Source organism: Bacteroides sp. AF34-31BH (assembly GCF_003602795.1).
GTDB lineage: Bacteria > Bacteroidota > Bacteroidia > Bacteroidales > Bacteroidaceae > Bacteroides > Bacteroides uniformis.
The window spans coordinates 225,303-246,106 of the sequence record NZ_QTLV01000007.1; the positions used below are offsets into that span (position 1 = coordinate 225,303).

General features: G+C 44.2%; 8 protein-coding genes and 2 pseudogenes. 9 read left to right on the forward strand and 1 reads right to left on the reverse strand.

The annotated features are described in order from the left end of the window. Positions 1–3: 3 nt before the first annotated feature. Positions 4–1,317 (reverse strand): acetylxylan esterase, encoded by a 1,314-nt coding sequence (locus DWZ67_RS12825; RefSeq protein ID WP_120138953.1) that lies wholly within the window; start codon positions 1,315–1,317, stop codon positions 4–6. A gap of 323 nt (positions 1,318–1,640) precedes the next feature. Here DWZ67_RS12825 and DWZ67_RS12830 point away from each other — a divergent pair, with 323 nt between their 5' ends. From DWZ67_RS12830 to DWZ67_RS12870, 9 genes and pseudogenes are all read left to right on the forward strand, one after another. Beyond that, positions 1,641–2,240, forward strand: coding sequence for an HU family DNA-binding protein (locus DWZ67_RS12830; protein WP_120138955.1), 600 nt, complete (start codon positions 1,641–1,643; stop codon positions 2,238–2,240). 27 nt (positions 2,241–2,267) lie between these two features. Then, positions 2,268–6,524, forward strand: a complete 4,257-nt coding sequence (locus DWZ67_RS12835) for a response regulator (RefSeq protein WP_120138957.1) — start codon at positions 2,268–2,270, stop codon at positions 6,522–6,524. Between the two features lie 259 nt (positions 6,525–6,783). Then, positions 6,784–10,023 carry a SusC/RagA family TonB-linked outer membrane protein gene (locus DWZ67_RS12840; RefSeq protein ID WP_120138958.1) on the forward strand — a complete coding sequence of 1,080 codons (3,240 nt, stop codon included), beginning with the start codon at positions 6,784–6,786 and terminating at the stop codon, positions 10,021–10,023. A 23-nt stretch (positions 10,024–10,046) separates the two neighbouring features. Beyond that, complete coding sequence (locus DWZ67_RS12845) at positions 10,047–11,903, forward strand: RagB/SusD family nutrient uptake outer membrane protein (protein ID WP_120138960.1); 1,857 nt, start codon at positions 10,047–10,049, stop codon at positions 11,901–11,903. A 318-nt stretch (positions 11,904–12,221) separates the two neighbouring features. After that, complete coding sequence (locus DWZ67_RS12850) at positions 12,222–15,323, forward strand: glycoside hydrolase family 2 TIM barrel-domain containing protein (RefSeq protein ID WP_120138962.1); 3,102 nt, start codon at positions 12,222–12,224, stop codon at positions 15,321–15,323. A 70-nt stretch (positions 15,324–15,393) separates the two neighbouring features. Next, on the forward strand, positions 15,394–17,922 hold the full coding sequence (locus DWZ67_RS12855; protein ID WP_120138964.1) for a hypothetical protein: 2,529 nt from the start codon (positions 15,394–15,396) through the stop codon (positions 17,920–17,922). Positions 17,923–19,069: 1,147 nt separating this feature from the next. Continuing rightward, positions 19,070–19,533, forward strand: a pseudogene (locus DWZ67_RS20460) (transposase). Between the two features lie 626 nt (positions 19,534–20,159). Then, positions 20,160–20,414 (forward strand): hypothetical protein, encoded by a 255-nt coding sequence (locus tag DWZ67_RS12865; RefSeq protein WP_120138966.1) that lies wholly within the window; start codon positions 20,160–20,162, stop codon positions 20,412–20,414. 32 nt (positions 20,415–20,446) lie between these two features. Continuing rightward, positions 20,447–20,752 (forward strand): annotated as a pseudogene (locus DWZ67_RS12870) (fusion protein); the annotation flags it as partial. Positions 20,753–20,804: the final 52 nt, after the last annotated feature.

A 20,804-nucleotide genomic window follows, 5' to 3' on the forward strand; every position in this document is an offset into this window, starting at 1 on the left:
CTTTTATTTATTCAACTGCCCCTTTATCCACATCCAAAGTTCATACTCCGTATCATTCGATGTCCAATGTTCACTGACGGGAGTTATCAATGCCTGCTTGGGACATTGCAATACATTATATACCGCATAGCTTGTGGTGGGTGGGCAAGTGTCATCATTATAGCCCCAAGTCATACAGACAGGCACCTTTATCAACCGCGCAAAGTTCACCACATCATAATAAGCCATCGTTTCCAGTTTGTCGGGCGTATCCATACCCGCCGTATCAAAGAAATGGGGATAGCCTCCCGCCCGTCCTGCCCGATAGCCCGCCATATCACTGAGTGCAGGATAATTGGCCACACAAGCCGTGACGCGGGAATCGAGTCCGGCAGTGACCAATGCCAAGGCACCTCCCTGACTGCCACCTTGCACCACCACATTCTTTCCATCCCATTCGGGAAGCGAAGTCAGCAGGTCTATGCTACGGATACATGCCAGGTAGGCACGCTTCATATAATAATGCTCGCGGCTGTCGAGCCCGTTGCTCAAATAGCCGTTCTCCTTGCTGCCAAAAGCGGTATTCACTTCCCTGAACTGTGCGGCATCCATTTCCGGATGCAACCCGTGGATTTCAATTTCCAGGCGAATGCAGCCTTGTTCCGCATAGTATTTGTGCCTCAAAGGGTTCACAATGGTTTTGATTCCTGCTCCGGGAGGGCAAAGCACCACTGGGCAAGCACCCTTCCGGGCATTCTTGGGATAGAACAGATACCCATAGACGGCTTGTCCGCGGGCATTCAGCTGCAGTTTCACCAGGTAACAGTCCATCTTGTCCGTACAATATTTCTCTACGCGCTCCTTGGTATATTTCAAGGGGAACCGGGACGCTTCAGTGATGTTGCTACTCCAAAACTCTTCAAAATCGGCAGGCATCCGGGTATAAGGACGGATTTTTTCGGGTGAAAAGCCCACCTTTATATGATGGTAATAGGTCTTGCCGCCGACAGTTGCCCTCATACGGCAATCGCGGAATCCGGGTTGCTTCATGGTTCCCATGGAAATGGCGGCCCTGCCTTTTTTCAGCACTACGGTTCCTTTGTCGTCGGCAGGCATTTTGTCGGCTCCCAATTCATAATGAACCGTCACCCCGTCTTGCGGAATACCGTATTTATAAAACTGAACCTCGACAACGGCTTCCTCGCCGGTCCGGTAAAGCCAGTCGGCATGATCGGGCACTGTGACCCAAAGCACATCACTTCTATAGGGATAGTTTTCTGCGACAGCCATCAGTGAAATCAGCAGCGCAAACGATGCAAACAGCAAACTCTTTTTCATGTACAGATTTCTTTTTTTGCAAATCTACCCCCAAAAGCACAATATCGCTTTGCTTTCCATGCATAATCCTGTGTTTTCCGTCCCACACGGCTGTTCTATCCGTACATTTAACGTTTTATCTTGAAAAATGCCCGGAAACTATTCTTTAAACCGAATAAAACAAGTAACTTTACAGCAACAAATAAGTCGGCTGTCTGATAACGGCTGATGCGCCGTTTACAAACAGCCAATGAGCCGCCAGCAGACAGCTGATTGGCTGGTTACAAACAGCCGGATTAAGATTTGTTTCCGACGTACTTAAAATCAATACCAATATCAGCACCATGGCATACTATGATTTAAAGAAGAAACCTGCCCTCACCACCAAAGAAGGTGAAAAAGAGGTGCTGTATGTACAAGCCGTCACTGCCGGCACTATTTCAGCAGAAGAACTGTTGGAATTGGCATCCAAATGCTCCGGCTTTCGCAAAGGAGATATGGAAGGGGTGCTGATGAGCCTGTTCGACACCGTGACCGACTGGATAAACAAAGGATTCCGTGTAGAGCTGGGCGAGTTCGGCTATTTCACCGGAAAAGTGAAAGGAGACCACCTTGTAGAGAAGAAAACAGACATCCGCGCCCAGTCCATCAAGTTCAACAACGTCAGTTTCCGCCCTTCGGCCACCTTCAAGAAAGCATTGGACGGTGAACTGACACGCATCCCCACCATCGGTTTCCGGCATTCGAGCAACTTAAGCATGGAAGAACTGGAACGGATACTGGTGGAATATCTGGATAAAAACGGATTCATCAATATCGTGACTTACACCGGACTCACGGGAAGGCTGAAATGGAAAGCCGCCCAAGACTTGAAATTCTTTGTCGCCAAAGGCTTGATAACCTCCCGCGGCCGCGGTAATCAAAAGCACTATGTAAAAGTGTAATCACCCTAAGAAAAAACACGTAGCCTTATGAAAAACATACTATTTATCCTACTTGTCCTGATATTCCTTCCGTTGAAGGCTTCTGCTGCCAACAAACTTTTCAAGCAGCTCACCATCAATGAAGGGCTTGCCCACACAGATGCCAACTGCATCACCCAAGACAGCACCGGGCTGATATGGATCGGCACGAACGCCGGGCTGCAAAGCTATGACGGCTATTCCTTGCAGACGTTCGACTATTATTCGTCCGGGCAAAAAATATTCCGGTCGCACAACCGCATCAACGACATGGCTTGCAGCAAAGACAAACTCTGGATGGGTACGGAAAGCGGGCTGACCTGCTTCGACCTGAACACCCACCGGTATATACCTTATTATATAGAAGGCAACGACAAAGAACAACCGTTCGACGCACCCGTCTATAACCTGGAACTCGACCCGACGGGACAATACCTATGGCTTACAACGGCCCAAGGCATCGCAGTGATGAAAACAAACAACGAAAAGCTGCAACCTCTGGATTGGGACAGCGAAACGGAACGGGTTCTTTGCAAGAACATCAACAGTCTGTTATTCCAAGGAGAAACGATATGGGCTTCGAATAAGAAAAGCATCATGCAACTGAGCATACGTGACGACAAAGTGTCCCTGCAAAAAAAATATCCGTCCGAAGAACTCTTCCAAAAGAATCGTGAAATCAGTGAAATCTACCTGTTCGACAACTTTTTATACATACGTGTATCCGGCGGATGCTACAGAATTTCCACCACCGGCAACAAGCTGAATCGCCCGACACTGGCCTATATCGATTTTCATCGGCTCGATCCGGAAATCCCTGCTTACACCAAAGGAAAATTCATCGTCACGCGCGAAGGAAGCTTGTGGTGTGCCTATACCGAAGGTGTTTTTGAAGTGAAAAACCCTTTTTCCGAAAGGCCGACTGCCTACAAATACCTGCAGAACAGCCGGAACAGCAGTCTGTCTGCCATGAGAATCAAGGACATGCTGATAGACCGGTACGACAATCTATGGATAGCCACGAGCAGCTGGGGAGTCTTCTACCGGGCTTTATCAAACTCTTTTTTCAAAAACATCTCCAGAACCGACTTCCAGGGAATGGGATTCCTGCAGAACGAAATCGTATCGGTCACCGGACAGCCGGACGGTACCCTCTGGATGATTGTGGAGTATGCCAGCCTGTTCCGTTACGACCCGCAAACCGAACAACTCTCGCTCATTCCGTTACCCAAGGAGGATTCCAGAGGCATCTATTACCAGAAAATACTGACCAGCCGGAATCAAAGGTACTTATACCTCGGCACCAATTTCGGCATATTCATCTATGATACCCAAACGGACAAACTGACAAAGCTGCAACCCGATAAAGTTGCCGATGCCCAACAAATAAATACCAGCATAGCCGATTTGGCCGAAGATGCATTCGGCAGGTTATGGGTGGCCACCTGGGGGAATGGAGTGACCTGCATAGACCATCCGCTGACCGCCCCCACCGCCGTGATGCACCTGAACATACAGACCGATCCCGGCCTTTTGTCCCGGCACATCTCAAGCATACTCACCAAAGGCAAATACATCTACCTCTGCACCACCAACGGATTGAACCGCATCCTGCTTGCCGATGACGGAAGCCTGAAAACACTGTCCTCCTATCAGGTCAATGAATCCTCTGCCGCCTCCATGTCAACGAATTATCTCGCCAGCGCAGACTGCGCCAACGACACCGTATGCTGGATTGGAACCATCGGAGGCGGTTTGAACAAATTGGTGCTTCACTCCGAAAAAGCTAATGACTACACGGCCACCTGCTATACCACCCAAGACGGACTGCCGAGCAACGACTGCGAAATAGTGTTGCTAGACCAATTCGGCAACGTCTGGATAGGCGGCAACGGGATAGTGCAGCTCGATACCCGAAAAAACAAAATCGACTCTTACGGATTTGCCAACGGGCTGCAAAACCATGCTTTCAAAGTGAATGTTTCTCACAAAGGCTATGACGGGACACTTTATATGGGAGGATTATACGGATTGAGCTTCTTCTCGCCGGGACAGCCAGTCACCAATGCCGGCTATCATGGACTGATGTTTTCGGACCTTTCCGTCAACAACCGGCAAATAGTGCCGCAGGCCGACTACAACGGACGTGTCGTATTAAACCAAATCCTGGACAAGACATCCCAACTGACACTGAATCATCAACAGAACAACTTTACCGTCTCTTTTGCCGCGTCAGGCTATAACTTATCCGGACAAATCATGTACCGATACCGCCTGAAGGGTTTCCTGAACGAATGGCAAACCCTGCACTACACAAACAATGAGATTTATTTCTCAAACCTCCCATACGATTCCTACGAGCTGGAAGTGCAGCTTTCCACCGACAAAGGCTATACCTGGCATGAACCTGGCAGAAAGCTGGCCATCACGGTGCTCCCTCCCTGGTGGCTGTCCGGATGGGCAAAATTGGCCTACGGAGCATTGATCATATCCATCATTGTAATGGCATTCAGGCAGTATAACAAAGAACAGAATCTGAAAAGAGAGAACGAAATACAGAAAATACTCATTGCGAAGGACGAAGAGAAGTATCAGGCGAAAATGCAATTCTTCATGAATGCCTCCCATGAGCTGAAAACCCCGCTCACGCTGATTCTGCTGGCCGCCGAGAAACTGATGGGCAACAGTCACCCGAGCAAAGAACACCAGACCATCCTGCACAATGCCCGGAAGACACTGACACTCATCGCCGAGCTGGTGGACATCCGCAAGCAGGACTTGGGCATCGCTTCGTTGAACCTCTCGCACATCGACATGACCCGGATAACCCGCCAACTGTTCGACGAAACAAGTTCATGGGCTGAAAACAAGCAGATTACCATCAGCTATGCTGCCGACAAGGATGCCATCGAAATGGATGCGGACAAGAACAAAATCGGGAAAATGATTGTCAACCTCTTCTCCAACGCCATCAAGTACACCAATAAAGGAGGCCGGATAGACATCACCCTGAAACGGGGAACCCTCAATGACATCAAGCCCCATTATGCCGCCACACATGTGGAAGGTTCCATTCCGGCAGGGCAGCCCATCTGCATCCTCACCGTAAAGGACACGGGAGTCGGCATTTCATCCGATTCCATCCGCCTGATTTACGAACGTTTCTTCCAGGTAAAAGGAGAGACACAGACACACCTAGGTACGGGCATAGGACTTGCCATCGTGAAAAGCACCGTACTGCAACATAAAGGAATGATTGTCGTGAGCAGCGAGCGCAACTCGGGCAGCGAATTTATCGTGGCGTTGCCCATCCGACATGAACTATCCGAACCCGAGCCGGCCAACATCGGGATTCAGGATGCCGGAAGCTTCATCAAGGAACAGTATAACGAATTCCAATTAGACGAAACACAGGAAAAGGTGAGCACAGAGCCGGTTGCAGAGAATCCCGACCTCCCCACCCTGCTGATAGTGGAAGACAACAAAGAGTTGCAAACGGCACTGAAAGAACATCTGTCCTCTTCTTACAATGTGCTGACAGCCGACAACGGGCGCATCGGACTGGAAACATGCATGTCCACCTTCCCCGACATCATCGTCAGTGATGTGATGATGCCCGAAATGAACGGGATAGAGATGTGCCGGCAAATCAAGAACAACCTTTCCGTAGCCTATATCCCCTTGGTGATGCTTACGGCCAAAGACAATCTGGAGAGCCAGATAGAGGGTTATGAGTCGGGAGCAGACTTATACATTCCCAAACCATTCTCCATGAAGCTGCTGGAAGTAAACCTGCAGAGGCTGCTGAAACAAAGGGAGCAATGGTTCAAGGGAAATCCTGCAACCGAGGATGCGGAACCGACCGCTGTTGCCGCTACTGCTGCTGAAGAAGAAGGAACGGCAAAGACAACCGCCATCTCCGAAGAGCAGCAAAAGATGACGGATAAACTCAAGTCAATCATTGCAGAGCACATCAGTGATCCGGATCTCTCGCCCGACCAGTTGTCCAGAGCACTGGGCATCAGCCGGAGCAAGCTATACAAAGATTTGAATGGTGTCGACGGACAATCCCTTTCGGACTATGTACGCAACTTCCGTTTAGAGAAGGCGGCGCAACTGCTCCTCATCTCTGGCATGAACGTGCAAGAAGTGATGAATGAAGTAGGATTCGTCAATAGTTCACACTTTACCAAAGTGTTCAAACTGAAATTCGATATGACACCTACCGAATACAAAAGGAAACAACTTGGTAGTAACAAAACCTAAATCCTATAAAGAAATAGTCCGGATGGAAATTCATGGACTCCAGAGAGAAATATTCCATCGTTTTTTTGTTTTCCGTGTTTTTTTACTCTTTCCGTCTTTACTCCACGGAAAGAGTAATTTTATACACACAAAACAAAATACAATATTTCACATTTACCGATATTTGTTATCAAAATAAGGAATAAGAGTTATCAGATAGTATGCTGTAACTCCACACTTAATTTGTTAATTGGTAAATTCTAATTTAAAAGTAAAAGGTATGAAATTGAATCTAACGCTATTGAAAAGTAAAGATCGGGTGCCTAAGACCTTATTATTATGTGTTCTTTTAACGTATGGAAGTGCCATCTACGCAGAAGGAAGCCCCAATGCATCCGCAAAAAGTTCCGACTTTCCGCGAACCGAAGATGTGACACAAAATCCCCAACAACACAAAGTAAGAGGAGAAGTATTGGACAATACCGGTGAGCCCATCATCGGTGCCAATATCATCGTAAAGGGGCAGACAACCGGTACCATCACCGACCTTGATGGAAAATTCAGCATCAATGCCAAAAAAGGAGACATTTTGTTAGTGACCTACATCGGGTATACCAACCAGGAAATCCTTGTCAAGGGGAACGAACCTCTGAAAATCAAGATGAGTGAAGACACTCAAATGCTGAGCGAAGTGGTTGTAGTAGGTTACGGTACACAGAAAAAGGCAAACCTAACCGGTTCGGTGGCCTCTGTAAAAATGGACGATGCCTTGGGAGACCGTCCTATTGCCAGCACAGCCCAAGCACTGCAAGGTACTGCACCGGGATTGCAGATTATCACCAATACCGGACGTCCGGGACAAAGTTCCGATTTGAATATCCGTGGTTATACCTCTATCAACGGCGGTGGCCCGCTGGTACTGGTGGATAATGCCGAAGTAGCCTCCATCGATGATATCAATCCAAGAGATATTGAAACAATTTCTGTTCTGAAAGATGCTTCTGCTTCTGCCATCTATGGTGCAAGAGGTGCATTCGGTGTTATCCTTATCACCACCAAACAAGGGAAAAAGAACGACAAGGTAAAGGTGTCGTATAATGCCAATTTTGCATTTACCCAAGCCTCCGATTTGCCCCAAAAGCTAAATACGTACGAAACAGCCAAGACTTTCCAGAAATGGGAAGTCCCAAGCAACGGTGGAATCATTGACATTGACCAATGGGTAGATTTACTGGACGAATACCAGCAGAATCCCAGCAAATTTCCCGAAAACGGAATTTATGTTGATGAAAACGGCAATCAGTTCCCATTAAGAGATTCGTACGATTACTGGGATATGGCCTTTGAGAACGGTTTTGAACAGATACATAACGTTTCCGTCAGCGGAGGTACCGAAAAAGCCGCTTATCGTGTGTCATTGGGATATACCAATCAGGACGGTATTATGATTACAAACAAAGATTCATACAAGAGATACAACTTGAATACAAACCTGAATATAGACATTACCTCCAATCTGACTGCCAGCTTGAATCTATTCTACAAGAATGACCGCAGAAAGACACCGGGAGGTATGTGGAGTATTTTTTCTAAAGGGGTACTCAACCCTCCTTATGGAATGGAAGGCTTTAAAGAAGATCCAAGTACCGGAGACGATATTCCATATTGGACACCGAAAACATTTTTAAATACCGAAGAACCTCAAATTAATGATGGAGACGACCTTAGAGTTTTTGGGAAATTAACATGGAAACCGATAAAAGGATTGACTCTTGGAGCGGAATACACGTTTAATAAATCCAATAAATACGACAACACAACGGCCATTATAAACAGATATTGGGATGCCACCGGAGACCAAATTTCAGAATACAACACTGTGTCCAGCTATAAAAGACAAAACACCAATCGGATGTATCAGTCTTTCAGTGCCACGGCAAAATATGACTATGCTATAAAAGGACATAATTTGTCTGCATTGGCAGGTGTCAACTACGAAGATGCCGACTACACCCAATTTTCCGGAAAAAGACAAGACCTGATCAGCGGCGAGGTTCCTTCTTTCGGAACTGCTACCGGAGATATGACTGTAGATGACAGCTATTATGAATGGGCTGTTGCAGGTCTGTTCGGACGTGTAAATTACAACTACAAAGAAAAATATCTGCTGGAGCTCTCGGCTCGTTACGACGGCTCTTCCCGTTTTGCTCCCGGCGACCGTTTCATCTTTGTTCCCTCAGGCTCTATAGGCTGGCACCTCAGCAAAGAGAAATTCATGGAAAGCCTGGCTCCTACGCTGAACAGTTTGAAGCTATTTGCATCGTACGGAGAAATCGGAAACCAGAATACCGGTTCTGATTATTATCCCTATCTGTCTATTATGGGAACCTATAATGCGGAATGGATAAATCCGGACACCAATTTATCCTATCTGACAATTGGCACATCGAACATTATCAGCAACGGATTTACCTGGGAGAAAGTCAGGACACTCAACGTAGGAGTTGACTTCGGATTGTTCAGCAATCGTCTGACCGGTACGTTTGAATGGTATAGAAGACAGACTTTAGGCATGCTGGACGCTGCCCTTGAATTACCGACCGTCCTCGGCAGCAAGGCCCCCAAACAGAATGTGACCGACCTGGAAACCAAAGGTTGGGAAATCAATTTGAACTGGAAAGACCAGATTGGTAAAGTGAAATACTCCATTGGCGGAAACTTGTTTGACAGCCGTGCCTATATTACTGATGTAAAAATTGAATCCGGAAACATTGGAAATCTCTACAAAGGAAAAGAACTGGGCGAAATATGGGGTTATAAGGTGATAGGATTCTATGACATAGATGACTTTGAAGAAGGAGTGGCCGGTAATTACAATGACACCTTTACACTGAAAAAAGGAATCGCTCCTTACAAGAATAAGAACCATGTGCCGGGCGACATCCGCTTTGCAGACTTGGATGAAAACGGTGAAGTAAACTGGGGTAACAACACACTGGAAGATCACGGTGACAAGACCCGCATCGGTAATAGCCGTCCACGCTTTCAATATGGTATCAACGGTTCTGTAGCCTATGAAGGATTTGACCTTTCTTTCTTCCTGCAAGGTGTTGGTAAGAAAGACCGCGTAATCAACAGTTACTTGAGTCGTCCTTATTATTCATCATTCACATACGGTATTTTCGAAGACCAGACAGACGTATGGGCAGAGGATAATCAAGATGCCTACTATCCCCGTGTAATGAGCCGCAACTATGGTTTATTCAGCGAAGCCAATACACGCAACATGTATAATGGAGCCTATCTGAACATCAAGAACATCACCTTGGGCTATAACTTACCAACATCCGTCACCAATAAGTGGGGTATCTCTAAGATGAGATTCTATGTATCGGGAGAAAACTTATACATATTTGACCATCTGCCAAAGGGTATCCAATCCGACTTGTACGATGAAAGTTCCGGTGCAGGTTATCCTGCCTTAAGAAAGTTCAGTTTCGGTATTGATGTCACTTTTTAACAAAAACATAAAAACATAAAAACATGAAACCTAAATATACAAACCTATGTATCGGTGCAACCATATTGTTGTCACTGTGCGGATGCGACGATTTGCTGGATCGCACTCCTAAAGATAAACTTACCGATAATACTGTATTCAACAGTTATGAAAGTATAAGGACATACGCATGGCAATTGTATGAAGCCTTTCCGGCATACGACCAAATAAATAGCGGTCAAGGAAACAGTAACCATGATAAATTGGATGGTTCCAGAAGCACAGTACAGCTTAGAAGAGGCATGAGAGACATGAGCATGCAGGCTGACTTTGACGGTGATTTAATGGATCAGGGGAGCGAAAACGGAGAATCCAACTGGATATGGCAACGGTATGACATTCCTACCAGTTCATATGACTATAGTGCACCCTACAAAAACATACGTGCTATCAATTCCATGCTGGCCGGGCTTGAAACGTCACGCCTCAGCGAAGGCGAGAAAGAACACTGGAAAAGTGTAGGCTTTTTCTTCAGAGCCTATAACCATGCTTCATTGATGAACCGTTATGGAGATATTATATACGTAAACAGCTTGTTGAGTGATGATAGTCCGGAACTATATGGTAAACGCATGCCCAGGGACCAAGTGGCACGCAACATATTGGATGAACTGATTTACGCCCGCGACCATATAGGCAACTACAATGACGGCGACCGTACGCTTACTCCGGATGTTATCAATGCTTTCATCTCACGTTATGGATTAATGGAAGGCACTTGGCGCAAGTATCATGGACTTAGCGATGCCGAACTCTATTTAGAGGCATCTGTAGCCGCTTCGGAAACCTTGTTGCCCAAATACCGCCTACACCCGCACTACGATGAAGTGTTCAATAGCGAATCTCTGGATGGAATAGATGGAATCATTTTGTACAAAAAATACGAAGCGGACATTTTCATGCATAGGACCACCCAATTCACACGCAATGACGGTGCAGGAACTGACCTGACAAGAAAAGCCGTTGACATGTATCTGATGACAGATGGTAAGACCCGCTGGGAAAGTCCACTGTTCGAAGGAGACCATGACATTTATGCGGAGTTCAGGAACCGTGACAAACGTCTCTATTACACGGTTACTCCTCCCTATAAGGTGAAGAAAGACCCCAATAGCGCAAGCAGCTATCTGCCTACCGATAATCCGGCAGATGCAGAATATTTCCCGCTGATGGAGCAATTATCAGACCAAAGCCATAAGACACTTCCGTCTGACCAATGGACCGGAAACGCCACCTATCAGCAACCCAACTTGTTCTTAAACAAGACGCAGAACTGGAATCATAGCGGAACCGGCTATCGCTGCTGGAAGTTTTATAACAGGCTTGTAGTAGGCAAAAACAATCGCGATATCAGCGATGCCCCCATCTTCCGCATCGGAGAAGTCATGTTGAACTATGCAGAAGCCATGTATGAATTAGGCCGCTTTGACCAGAACATCTGTGACCAAACCATCAACAAACTGCGTGAACGCGGTGGCGTAGCCGCACTCAGCATCGGTCAGGAACCGGTTGACCCCACTCGTGATCCCGAGGTAGATCCTACCCTTTGGGAGATTCGCAGAGAAAGAGCCATTGAATTAATGGCCGAAGGATTCCGCTTCGATGACTTGAGACGTTGGAAAAAATGCGATGACTATCTGAAAGAGCAGAAATTAGGAATGTGGATTAAAAAAGCCGACTATCCCAAAATGCCGATACAAAACGGAGCGGATGAAGGATATATTGCTTTAGACGGAACACCTCCGGGATTCCCCGATTATTACTATCTGCAACCTTTGCCAACGAATGAACTTATTTTAAACAAGAACTTGAAGCAAAATCCCGGTTGGGAAACCGAATAAAGCGCCAACCAGTTATCAACTGGTAAACAAGTACAAACAAGAATCACAAAATAACTTCATTTAGAACAGAAATGTGCCGGAAATGCTATTATTGTAAAGTCTGAACAATACATTTCCGGCATTCTGTTTTTTCCTCTTTGTTATCATTTTTTTTATTCACTACATACTTCACACTACGAAAAGAACAATTTTAAGTACGCAAAACAAAACACAGAATCTCAACTTTCCTGATCTTTGCCAAAGATTAAGAATCATTAGACAGCAAACTGTATGATTACTCTTTATTTGTTAATTGTAAAATCCTAATTTTAAAACTAAATGAAGCAACATTTCATCACCGGACTATTTGCGGCTCTTGCCATAACCGCAAATGCACAATCTTTCAAGGAATGGCAAGACCCTGAAATAAATGCCGTGAACCGTGCTCCGATGCACACGAATTATTTCGCCTATGAATCGACAGAAGCCGCCATGCAAGGAAATAAAGAACAGTCTTCTAACTTCATGACATTAAACGGTATTTGGAAGTTTAATTGGGTGGAAAATGCAGATGCACGCCCCACGGATTTCTGGACCATCGGTTTCAACGATAAAAGCTGGAAACACATACAAGTCCCCGGTATGTGGGAACTGAACGGATATGGCGATCCCATCTATGTGAACGTAGGGTATGCCTGGCGTGAACAGTACAAGAATAATCCACCTCAAGTACCTATAATAAATAATCATGTCGGTTCTTACCGCCGTGAAATTACCGTACCTGCAAATTGGAAAGGCAAAGAAATCATCGCCCATTTTGGCTCAGTAACCTCTAACATGTATTTATGGGTAAACGGGAAATATGTGGGCTATAGCGAAGACAGTAAACTAGAGGCTGAGTTCAACCTGACTCCTTATCTAAAAACCGGACAAAAGAATCTTATCGCCTTTCAAGTGTTCCGCTGGTGCGATGGTACTTATCTGGAAGACCAGGACTTTTTCCGCTACAGCGGTGTAGGACGCGATTGCTATCTGTATGCACGAAACAAGAAGCAAATTGCCGACATTCGTGTGACCCCCGACTTGGATGCACAATATCAGAATGGTTCTCTTTCCATCAACCTCTCAATGAAAGGTAGTGGAAATGTAGAACTGGAATTGCTGGACGCAAACAACCGACTGGTAGCAAATCAAAATCTGAAAGCTTCCAGTCAGATAAAAACTACCATCAACCTAGACTCACCTCAGAAATGGACAGCAGAGACTCCCTACCTCTACACTCTACGTGCCACTTTGAAAGAGGAAAATAAAATACTTGAAGTGATTCCCGTTAAAGTTGGTTTCCGTAAAATAGAACTGAAGAACTCGCAAATTTTAGTCAACGGACAACCGGTATTATTTAAAGGAGTCAATCGTCATGAGATGGATCCTGACTACGGTTATGTAGTTTCAGCTAAACGCATGATACAGGATATTCAAATAATGAAAAAGCTTAATATCAATGCAGTACGCACCTGCCACTATCCTAATAATAGCCTTTGGTATGACCTTTGTGATAAATACGGCATTTATGTGGTAGCTGAAGCCAACATAGAATCACACGGAATGGGTTATAGAGACAAGACACTTGCCAAACGTGAAAATTATAAGAAGGCACATATAGAACGCAATCAGCGCAATGTGGAACGTTGTTTTAATCACCCCAGCATCATTTTCTGGTCCTTGGGAAATGAGGCCGGCTATGGCCCTAATTTTGAAGCAGCCTACGAATGGATAAAAGCAGCGGATCCCAGCCGCGCCGTCCAATACGAAAGAGCCGGTAGAAAAGGTATGACAGACATATTCTGTCCAATGTATATGGGCTATGAAGGATGCATAAAATACTGCGAAGATGCCACTATGACCAAACCGTTGATTCAATGTGAATATGCCCATGCCATGGGAAATTCGCAAGGCGGTTTCAAAGAATACTGGGATTTGGTACGCAAATATCCCAAGTTTCAGGGAGGATTTATCTGGGATTTTGTAGACCAGTCTATCCGTAGTACCGGTAGAAACGGCAAAATGATCTATGCCTACGGAGGTGATTTCAACAAATTTGATGCCAGTGACATCAATTTCTGCAACAACGGACTTATCAGTCCTGACCGAGTACCCAATCCTCATGCGTATGAGGTTCGTCACTTCTACCAAGATATTTGGACTACTCCCGCTGACCTTGCCAATGGAGAAATAAACATCCGGAATGAATATTTCTTCCGTGACCTCTCTGCATACTGCCTGGAATGGGAGGTGCTGAAAAACGGCAAGCTCGTGCGTCGCGGCCGTATAGACAACCTGAACGTCCAACCACAGCAAACAGCCAAAATCAAGCTGGATTTAGGCGAAACCAACCAGCCCGGGGAGTGGTTGCTCAATGTGGCCTATCTGTTGAAAGCAAACGAGGGGCTTCTTCCTGCAGGACATGTCATCGCCAAAGAACAGTTGACTTTGCAGCCGTACACCGCACCTTCCATGGAGTTGAAAAACCACGAAACAAATAACGTGGAAACCATAGCACCCGATGTACAAGATAATGACAGAAGCTACCTGATTGTCAGCAATAATAATTTCCGGATCGAATTCAATAAGAAAAACGGTTACCTGACAAAATACGAAGTAAACGGATTGGATTTAATGGAAGAAGGCAGCATTCTGAAGCCGAACTTCTGGCGTGCTCCCACCGACAATGACTTCGGTGCCAAACTAAACCACAAATATATAGCATGGAAGAACCCGGAAATCAGATTGACTTCCTTCAAACATCAACTTGAAAACAAACAAGTGATTGTGAAAGCTTCTTATACAATGCCAGGAGTATCGGCAAAATTAAATCTGACCTATATCATCAATAATATAGGTGCTATCAGTGTTACCCAAAAGATGACAACCGACAAAAATGCCAAAGTGTCTAACATGTTCCGCTTCGGTATGCAAATGCAAATGCCATGTAGTTTTGAAACAATTGAATTCTATGGCCGCGGTCCGATAGAAAACTATATAGATCGTAACCATTGCACCGATTTAGGTATTTACCGTCAGCAGGTGGCAGAACAATTCTACTCTTATATCCGTCCTCAGGAAAACGGGACGAAGTCGGACATCCGTTGGTGGAAGATGATGAACCGGGCAGGCGATGGCATAGAGATACAGGCCGGCACCCCCTTCTCCGCATCTGCCCTAAACTACACCATTGAATCTTTGGATGAAGGCTTATATAAGAAACAAATGCACTCTCCCGAAATAGAGAAAGCAGATTTAGTCAATCTCTACATCGACAAAATACAAGCCGGATTAGGCTGCGTGAACAGTTGGGGAGCCATTGCCCGACCGGAATATCAAGTGCCTTACAAGGATTATGAATTCACATTCATGTTAACACCCATACAGCATCATTATTGAGATTGGCATCCGTGATATCAATTCAATAAAATAACATTATAAAAACATTAACTGATAAAAAACCAATAGAATGAACCGTATTTTAACAGCCTGTTGTTGCCTGGCAGGAAGTACATTACTGACTTTCTGCACAAGCAACCAAGGAAACCCGTCATCTTTTACGACCGACAAAGACAGTGTAAACATTGCATCCACTTCAGGAGAACGCTGTATAAGCGGAGTATATCCTCACCTGACAACTTATGCACATGCCCGCATAAACGGGCAATACGCTTATGGAGATGAATGTGGTATCGGAGCCATTGTACCTTGGCAAGGGAAACTATATATGGTGAATTATGCCGCACACAGGCCCAAAGGGAGTGAACATAAACTATACATTGTGGACGAGCACAAGAATATGGAAATTTTCCCGGGTAGCGTAGGAGGAACGCCTGCTGCTCGTTTAGTGCACGCGGAATCCAACCAATTATTGATAGGACACTACCTGATAGATGCCAAAGGGAACATACGCACCATCCCTATCAAACAAATGCCCGGACGCATCACAGCCATTGCCCGCCACTTGAGCGACCCGGCCAATATGGTATACTATTACGATATGGAAGGAATGCTTTACGAAGCCAATGTAAATACATTGGAAGTGAAAAAGCTTTATCACAACCCCTTGCCCGGCTGGCATGGCAAGGGAGGCTATACGGCACAAGGCAAGCTGATACTGGCCAATAATGGCGAAGCCGGTGAAAATCCCAAAGATTGGCAGGTACCTGTTGAAGGACAAAAAGGGCCGGAAAAGTTTGGTGTATTGGCTGAGTTTGACGGACAAAAATTCACGGTTGTCGAACGCAAACAGTTCACCGATGTCACCACCCGTCACGGAGTTCACGCCGTTCCCAACGACAACTCTCCTTTGTGGACAATGGGATGGGACAAAAACGCCGTCCGACTGAAAGTGATGGAAAGCGGAAAGTGGAGCACCTATTTACTACCCAAAGCTACCTATAACAATGACCCGTCGCATGGCTGGTTCACAGAGTGGCCCCGCATTCGTGAAATAGGCAATAACAAAATGATGATGGACATGCACGGAATGTTCTTTGATTTTCCGGCAACATTCTCTTCACAAAACACGGCAGGTATCCGTCCGATAGCTTCACACTTAAGATATATTCCCGATTTCTGCTCATGGAACGGCCAAATCGTATTGGCTACAGACGAGTCCAGCATCCAAGGGAATCTATTGACAGGACAGCCGCAATCCAATCTATGGTTCGGACAAAAGTCTGATTTCAAGGATTGGGGACCTGCTACGGGCTACGGTGCCATCTGGCTCAATGATACAATAGTAACTGCTCAAGAAAGTGAGCAGTATCTGTTTGCCGGTTTTGACCATCGCATGGCATATATTATCAATCATACCGATGCTCCCCTGGCTTTTACTCTTCAAATAGATAAAAAGGGAAACAATAACTGGACAGATGTGGAATCTTTCCAATTAGAAGGTGCCGGCAGTCAATCATATATTTTCTCTAAAGAACTAGAAGGCGAATGGATACGCCTGAAACCCATGACTGATGGCAAAGCCTCGTTCATACTGCACTACACTACCGCTCGTTTTATCGACAGAAACAAACATGCAAAGTTGTTCAAAGGACTTGCACAAATAGATACCAAAGATGAGGTACTGACCTCCAAACTATTCAGTAACCGTTACAATTATAATTTGTCTTGTCACACTTCTATAGTGAAAGAGGGTAAAATTCTTGAAAAAGGAGCCTACGAATTCCAAAAGTTCACATTTGAATTTACACCAGGCATTACCGACTCACTAGCCAACAGAGCCTTGGAAACCAAAGTACACTATTCAAAAAAAGCACAGTTCAATGCCAAAGCAGCCAATAGAAACCAACTGAGAGAACTATGGAGTGTTGACGAAGCTTCCGTTATCCTACATACCTCCAAAGGAAACTTACGTCTGCCTAAAGGAAACGCAGCTTTTGATGGAATGAAAAATGCGCGTAGCATCCGCGAAGTGGAATCCGAACGGGAAATAGCCAATATTCACGGTACTTTTTATGAATTGCCACTGATACATGTAGGACGGGAACCTCTTTTCTCGATGATGCGTCCGGTATCTTCGCACAACTATTACATCGACGATTTCAATAGTTGGAATGGACTATTAGTGATGTCAGGTGTCAGAAAAGATGCCCAGCCTTCTAATTCCATTTATAAAAACCAAGACGGAAAAGCAGGATTGTGGTTCGGAAGCATTGACGATTTATGGAAATTAGGAAAACCTATAGGCAAGGGCGGCCCTTGGAAAAACACTTCTGTGAAGAGCAATGCCTTAAGTGATCCTTATCTGATGACCGGATATGACAAAAAGACATTGACTTTATGCACTGATAAAGACGCCAAAGTTACTCTTTGGATATCAGTATCCCACTATTTAGAGCAAAAGCTGGTTTATAAAGAATTTGATTTGAAAGCCGGAAAAGAACTAACTTATACATTCCCCGAAGGTTTCAGTGCACATTGGGCATATTTATCATCCAATAAAGACTGTAAAGCTACGGCACAATTCCTATACGAGTAGTTAATCAAGACCAATAGCTGATTTTTAAATTTAATTGCTCAAATGATAATATAAAATCAAAACATTATAAACCATAAAGTACTTTAAAATAGAAATTAAAAATTAAGAATCTTACAAATTAAAATTCTCCTCAAAAATCTCTCTATTACTACCTCACTATTAATCATGAGGTAATAATAGAGGGATTTTCATATTTTAAAATCTTATTTCTCTACACAGCTGATACACCTAAAATATAGCAACCGTTTAAGGGAATCATTACTCCCCTTAAAGACATTTATGCAAAGCTTTGCATAATGATTTTGATAACGTTCCAATTTTAATAGAACCTAATGACTCCATAGCAAAATTATTCCTTTCTCGAGTAACATAACTTAAAACTTATGCGTATGCTCACAATAGGGAAATAAAATACTACATTAACAAAGGAAATCATGAACTGTAATCCTATAGTAGAGAATATAAGCTATTCCAAGATTTAGGCAAAAAGCTCACAAACAAATACAAACGGTATACTAACAAATAATATCGGTTCGAACACTTCTTTGCCCTAAAATAGCATTATAGAACTCAATGTGAAGATAGTAAGTATATACCACTAACGTGAGTTCGATATAATTTGATAAATATCCTATTGAATAGTAGGAACATAGCGATAAAATCTTAAAATTATAATGCAGAATAATAACATTTAAACGATTACCACTATGTTCTCAGAGGTTAAGTTACAGAGCTTTATTGTATAGCAAATGATTTCTGCAAGGAATTTGCATTACAACAAGAAAAATATATAGTTGAAGACAAGAAGCACAAACAGCGAAACAAGCAGAACCATGAACGATGCTGAAATCATGGTTATCCTTATTCTGTTCCATTCCTGAGGTTTCAGATGTTTCAAGTATTATTATAAAAAAATATGTCTGCAAACTATTTGAAGGGTATGTTTCCCCAATGTGTATCTTATAACCATTTTTGTTGAATTGGAAAAGGAGGTACTGCTTCCACTGACTATTTTCATCAAAAAGGTTCTGTCGGGAACCTGTACTGGCATTAGCTTTGTCAATTCGCCCCCTTGTGTGTCTGCTGTAACTAAAGGATTCTGATTCACAAGACCTTTAAAGGACTTGCCGAGCGTGGGAAATGCTCTATGGACTGGTTCTTCGGGTTCAAGCTGTATCTGATTATCAATGACAAGGGTGAAATCCTCAATTTCATGTTCACATCCGGAAATGTGGATGACCGGGAATTCCTAAAGCAAGACAAGTTCCTGGAGAACATAAAGGGGAAATTATAGCCGACAAGAGATATAGCGGGCAAGTTCTGTTTGAAAATCTGTTTCTCAATGACATACAGTTTGTTACAAAGGTTAAGAACAATATGAAGAACAGTCTGATGGGCATAGCTGATAATATTCTGCCCAAGAAATGGACTTTGATTGGAACGGGCAACGACAAGTTAAAAAACATCACACGGATTGAACACTCCAGACACTACTCCTTCAACAATTTTGTGACAAACACCTTGTCTGCTATTACCGCTTATTGCTTCTTTGAAAAAAAGCCTGCCATTGATGTAAATTTTGTCAATGACGGACAACTGGAGATTTTCTAATCTTATTTCGGACTTACGTTACCACTAGATATTTCTTGCCCTCTCCCAACTTTAGAATAACCATCAGCATAGTAAGAAACTAGTTTCCTATTTTTTAACCTCAGTCATAATTATCTTGTAGTTCAATATTCATTATCATACTCAATTTAAACATGAGCATAGATAGAACATTTACAAATGCAAACGATAAAACCCAAAAGACTGATAAATATTGAATTCAAACTTCCATTCATAATAACAATAAAAAATATGATTAATAATAGTTTATAGAGTGCCATTTTATGACATTAAGGCTGCATAGTTAAAAAAATGCCAATAAGCAATGCCTATGAAATCCTGTCGCATTCCAATTCTCTTTTTCCCATATAACGATTTTCCCATTTTTATTTATCCCGTCAGTAGCTCCACCTTGCGTGGTTCAGGGTGCGAAGCTACGGACAGGGCCCCTAAAAATCTGCAAGGCCGCTGCGCGCCCTGCGGGTTTTGGCGAAAATTTTTCAATCCGTCCAGCCGGGCGGTTGAAAATTTTTCACCAAAAGCCTTGCATATTTTCTCCCCGTCCGTATCTGCCCCCTGAAACGAGCAAGGTGAAGCCACCGACAAGGCATAAAAAAAAAGTCAATGTTATGAAAAAGAGAATTGAAATACAGCAGGATTTGAAACGAGACTTCGGCTCCGCTCCAACCGGCATTAAAAATTTGGTGAAGTGGTTGCTGGTCGGTTTCGTGGTCTATGTGGCGGTGCGTTTCGTGTGTGCCTTTTTGGGTGGTATTCTGCCCATGTCGGCAGTTTTGGCGGTGGTGGTTTTCCTCATCCGTGCCGTGTGGCGTATCCTTTGCGTGCTCGCTCTTTTCATCCTTATTCTTTGCGTGATACTCTGACAGAATATGAATCATTTTAAAATCAAATCATTATGACTAAAGTACATTTATTAGGAGCTAATAGAAGTTACGACAGAAGCGTTCAGACCGTTTCAGTCAACCAAGTGGTAGTATTGGAAGGCTACAGCTATGACAGCTATGTTGTGTATGAAGTAAGCCGCAACGGGTGGGGAATAACCTATCATCTTATCAATTTGCGGACATACGAGTTTCATACATCCGACCTTATCCGCCCGTTATCGGAAAAATTCGGAATAGGAATCTATTACGATGATGCGAACCCCAGGTTTTTAGATCCGTTGGAAACAGCCGCTTTACTCACCAAGGCAAAAGAGAAGTGTAGCTAACACTTGAAAAGGGACCCGGAACAACATTTAAAAAGTGCCCCAC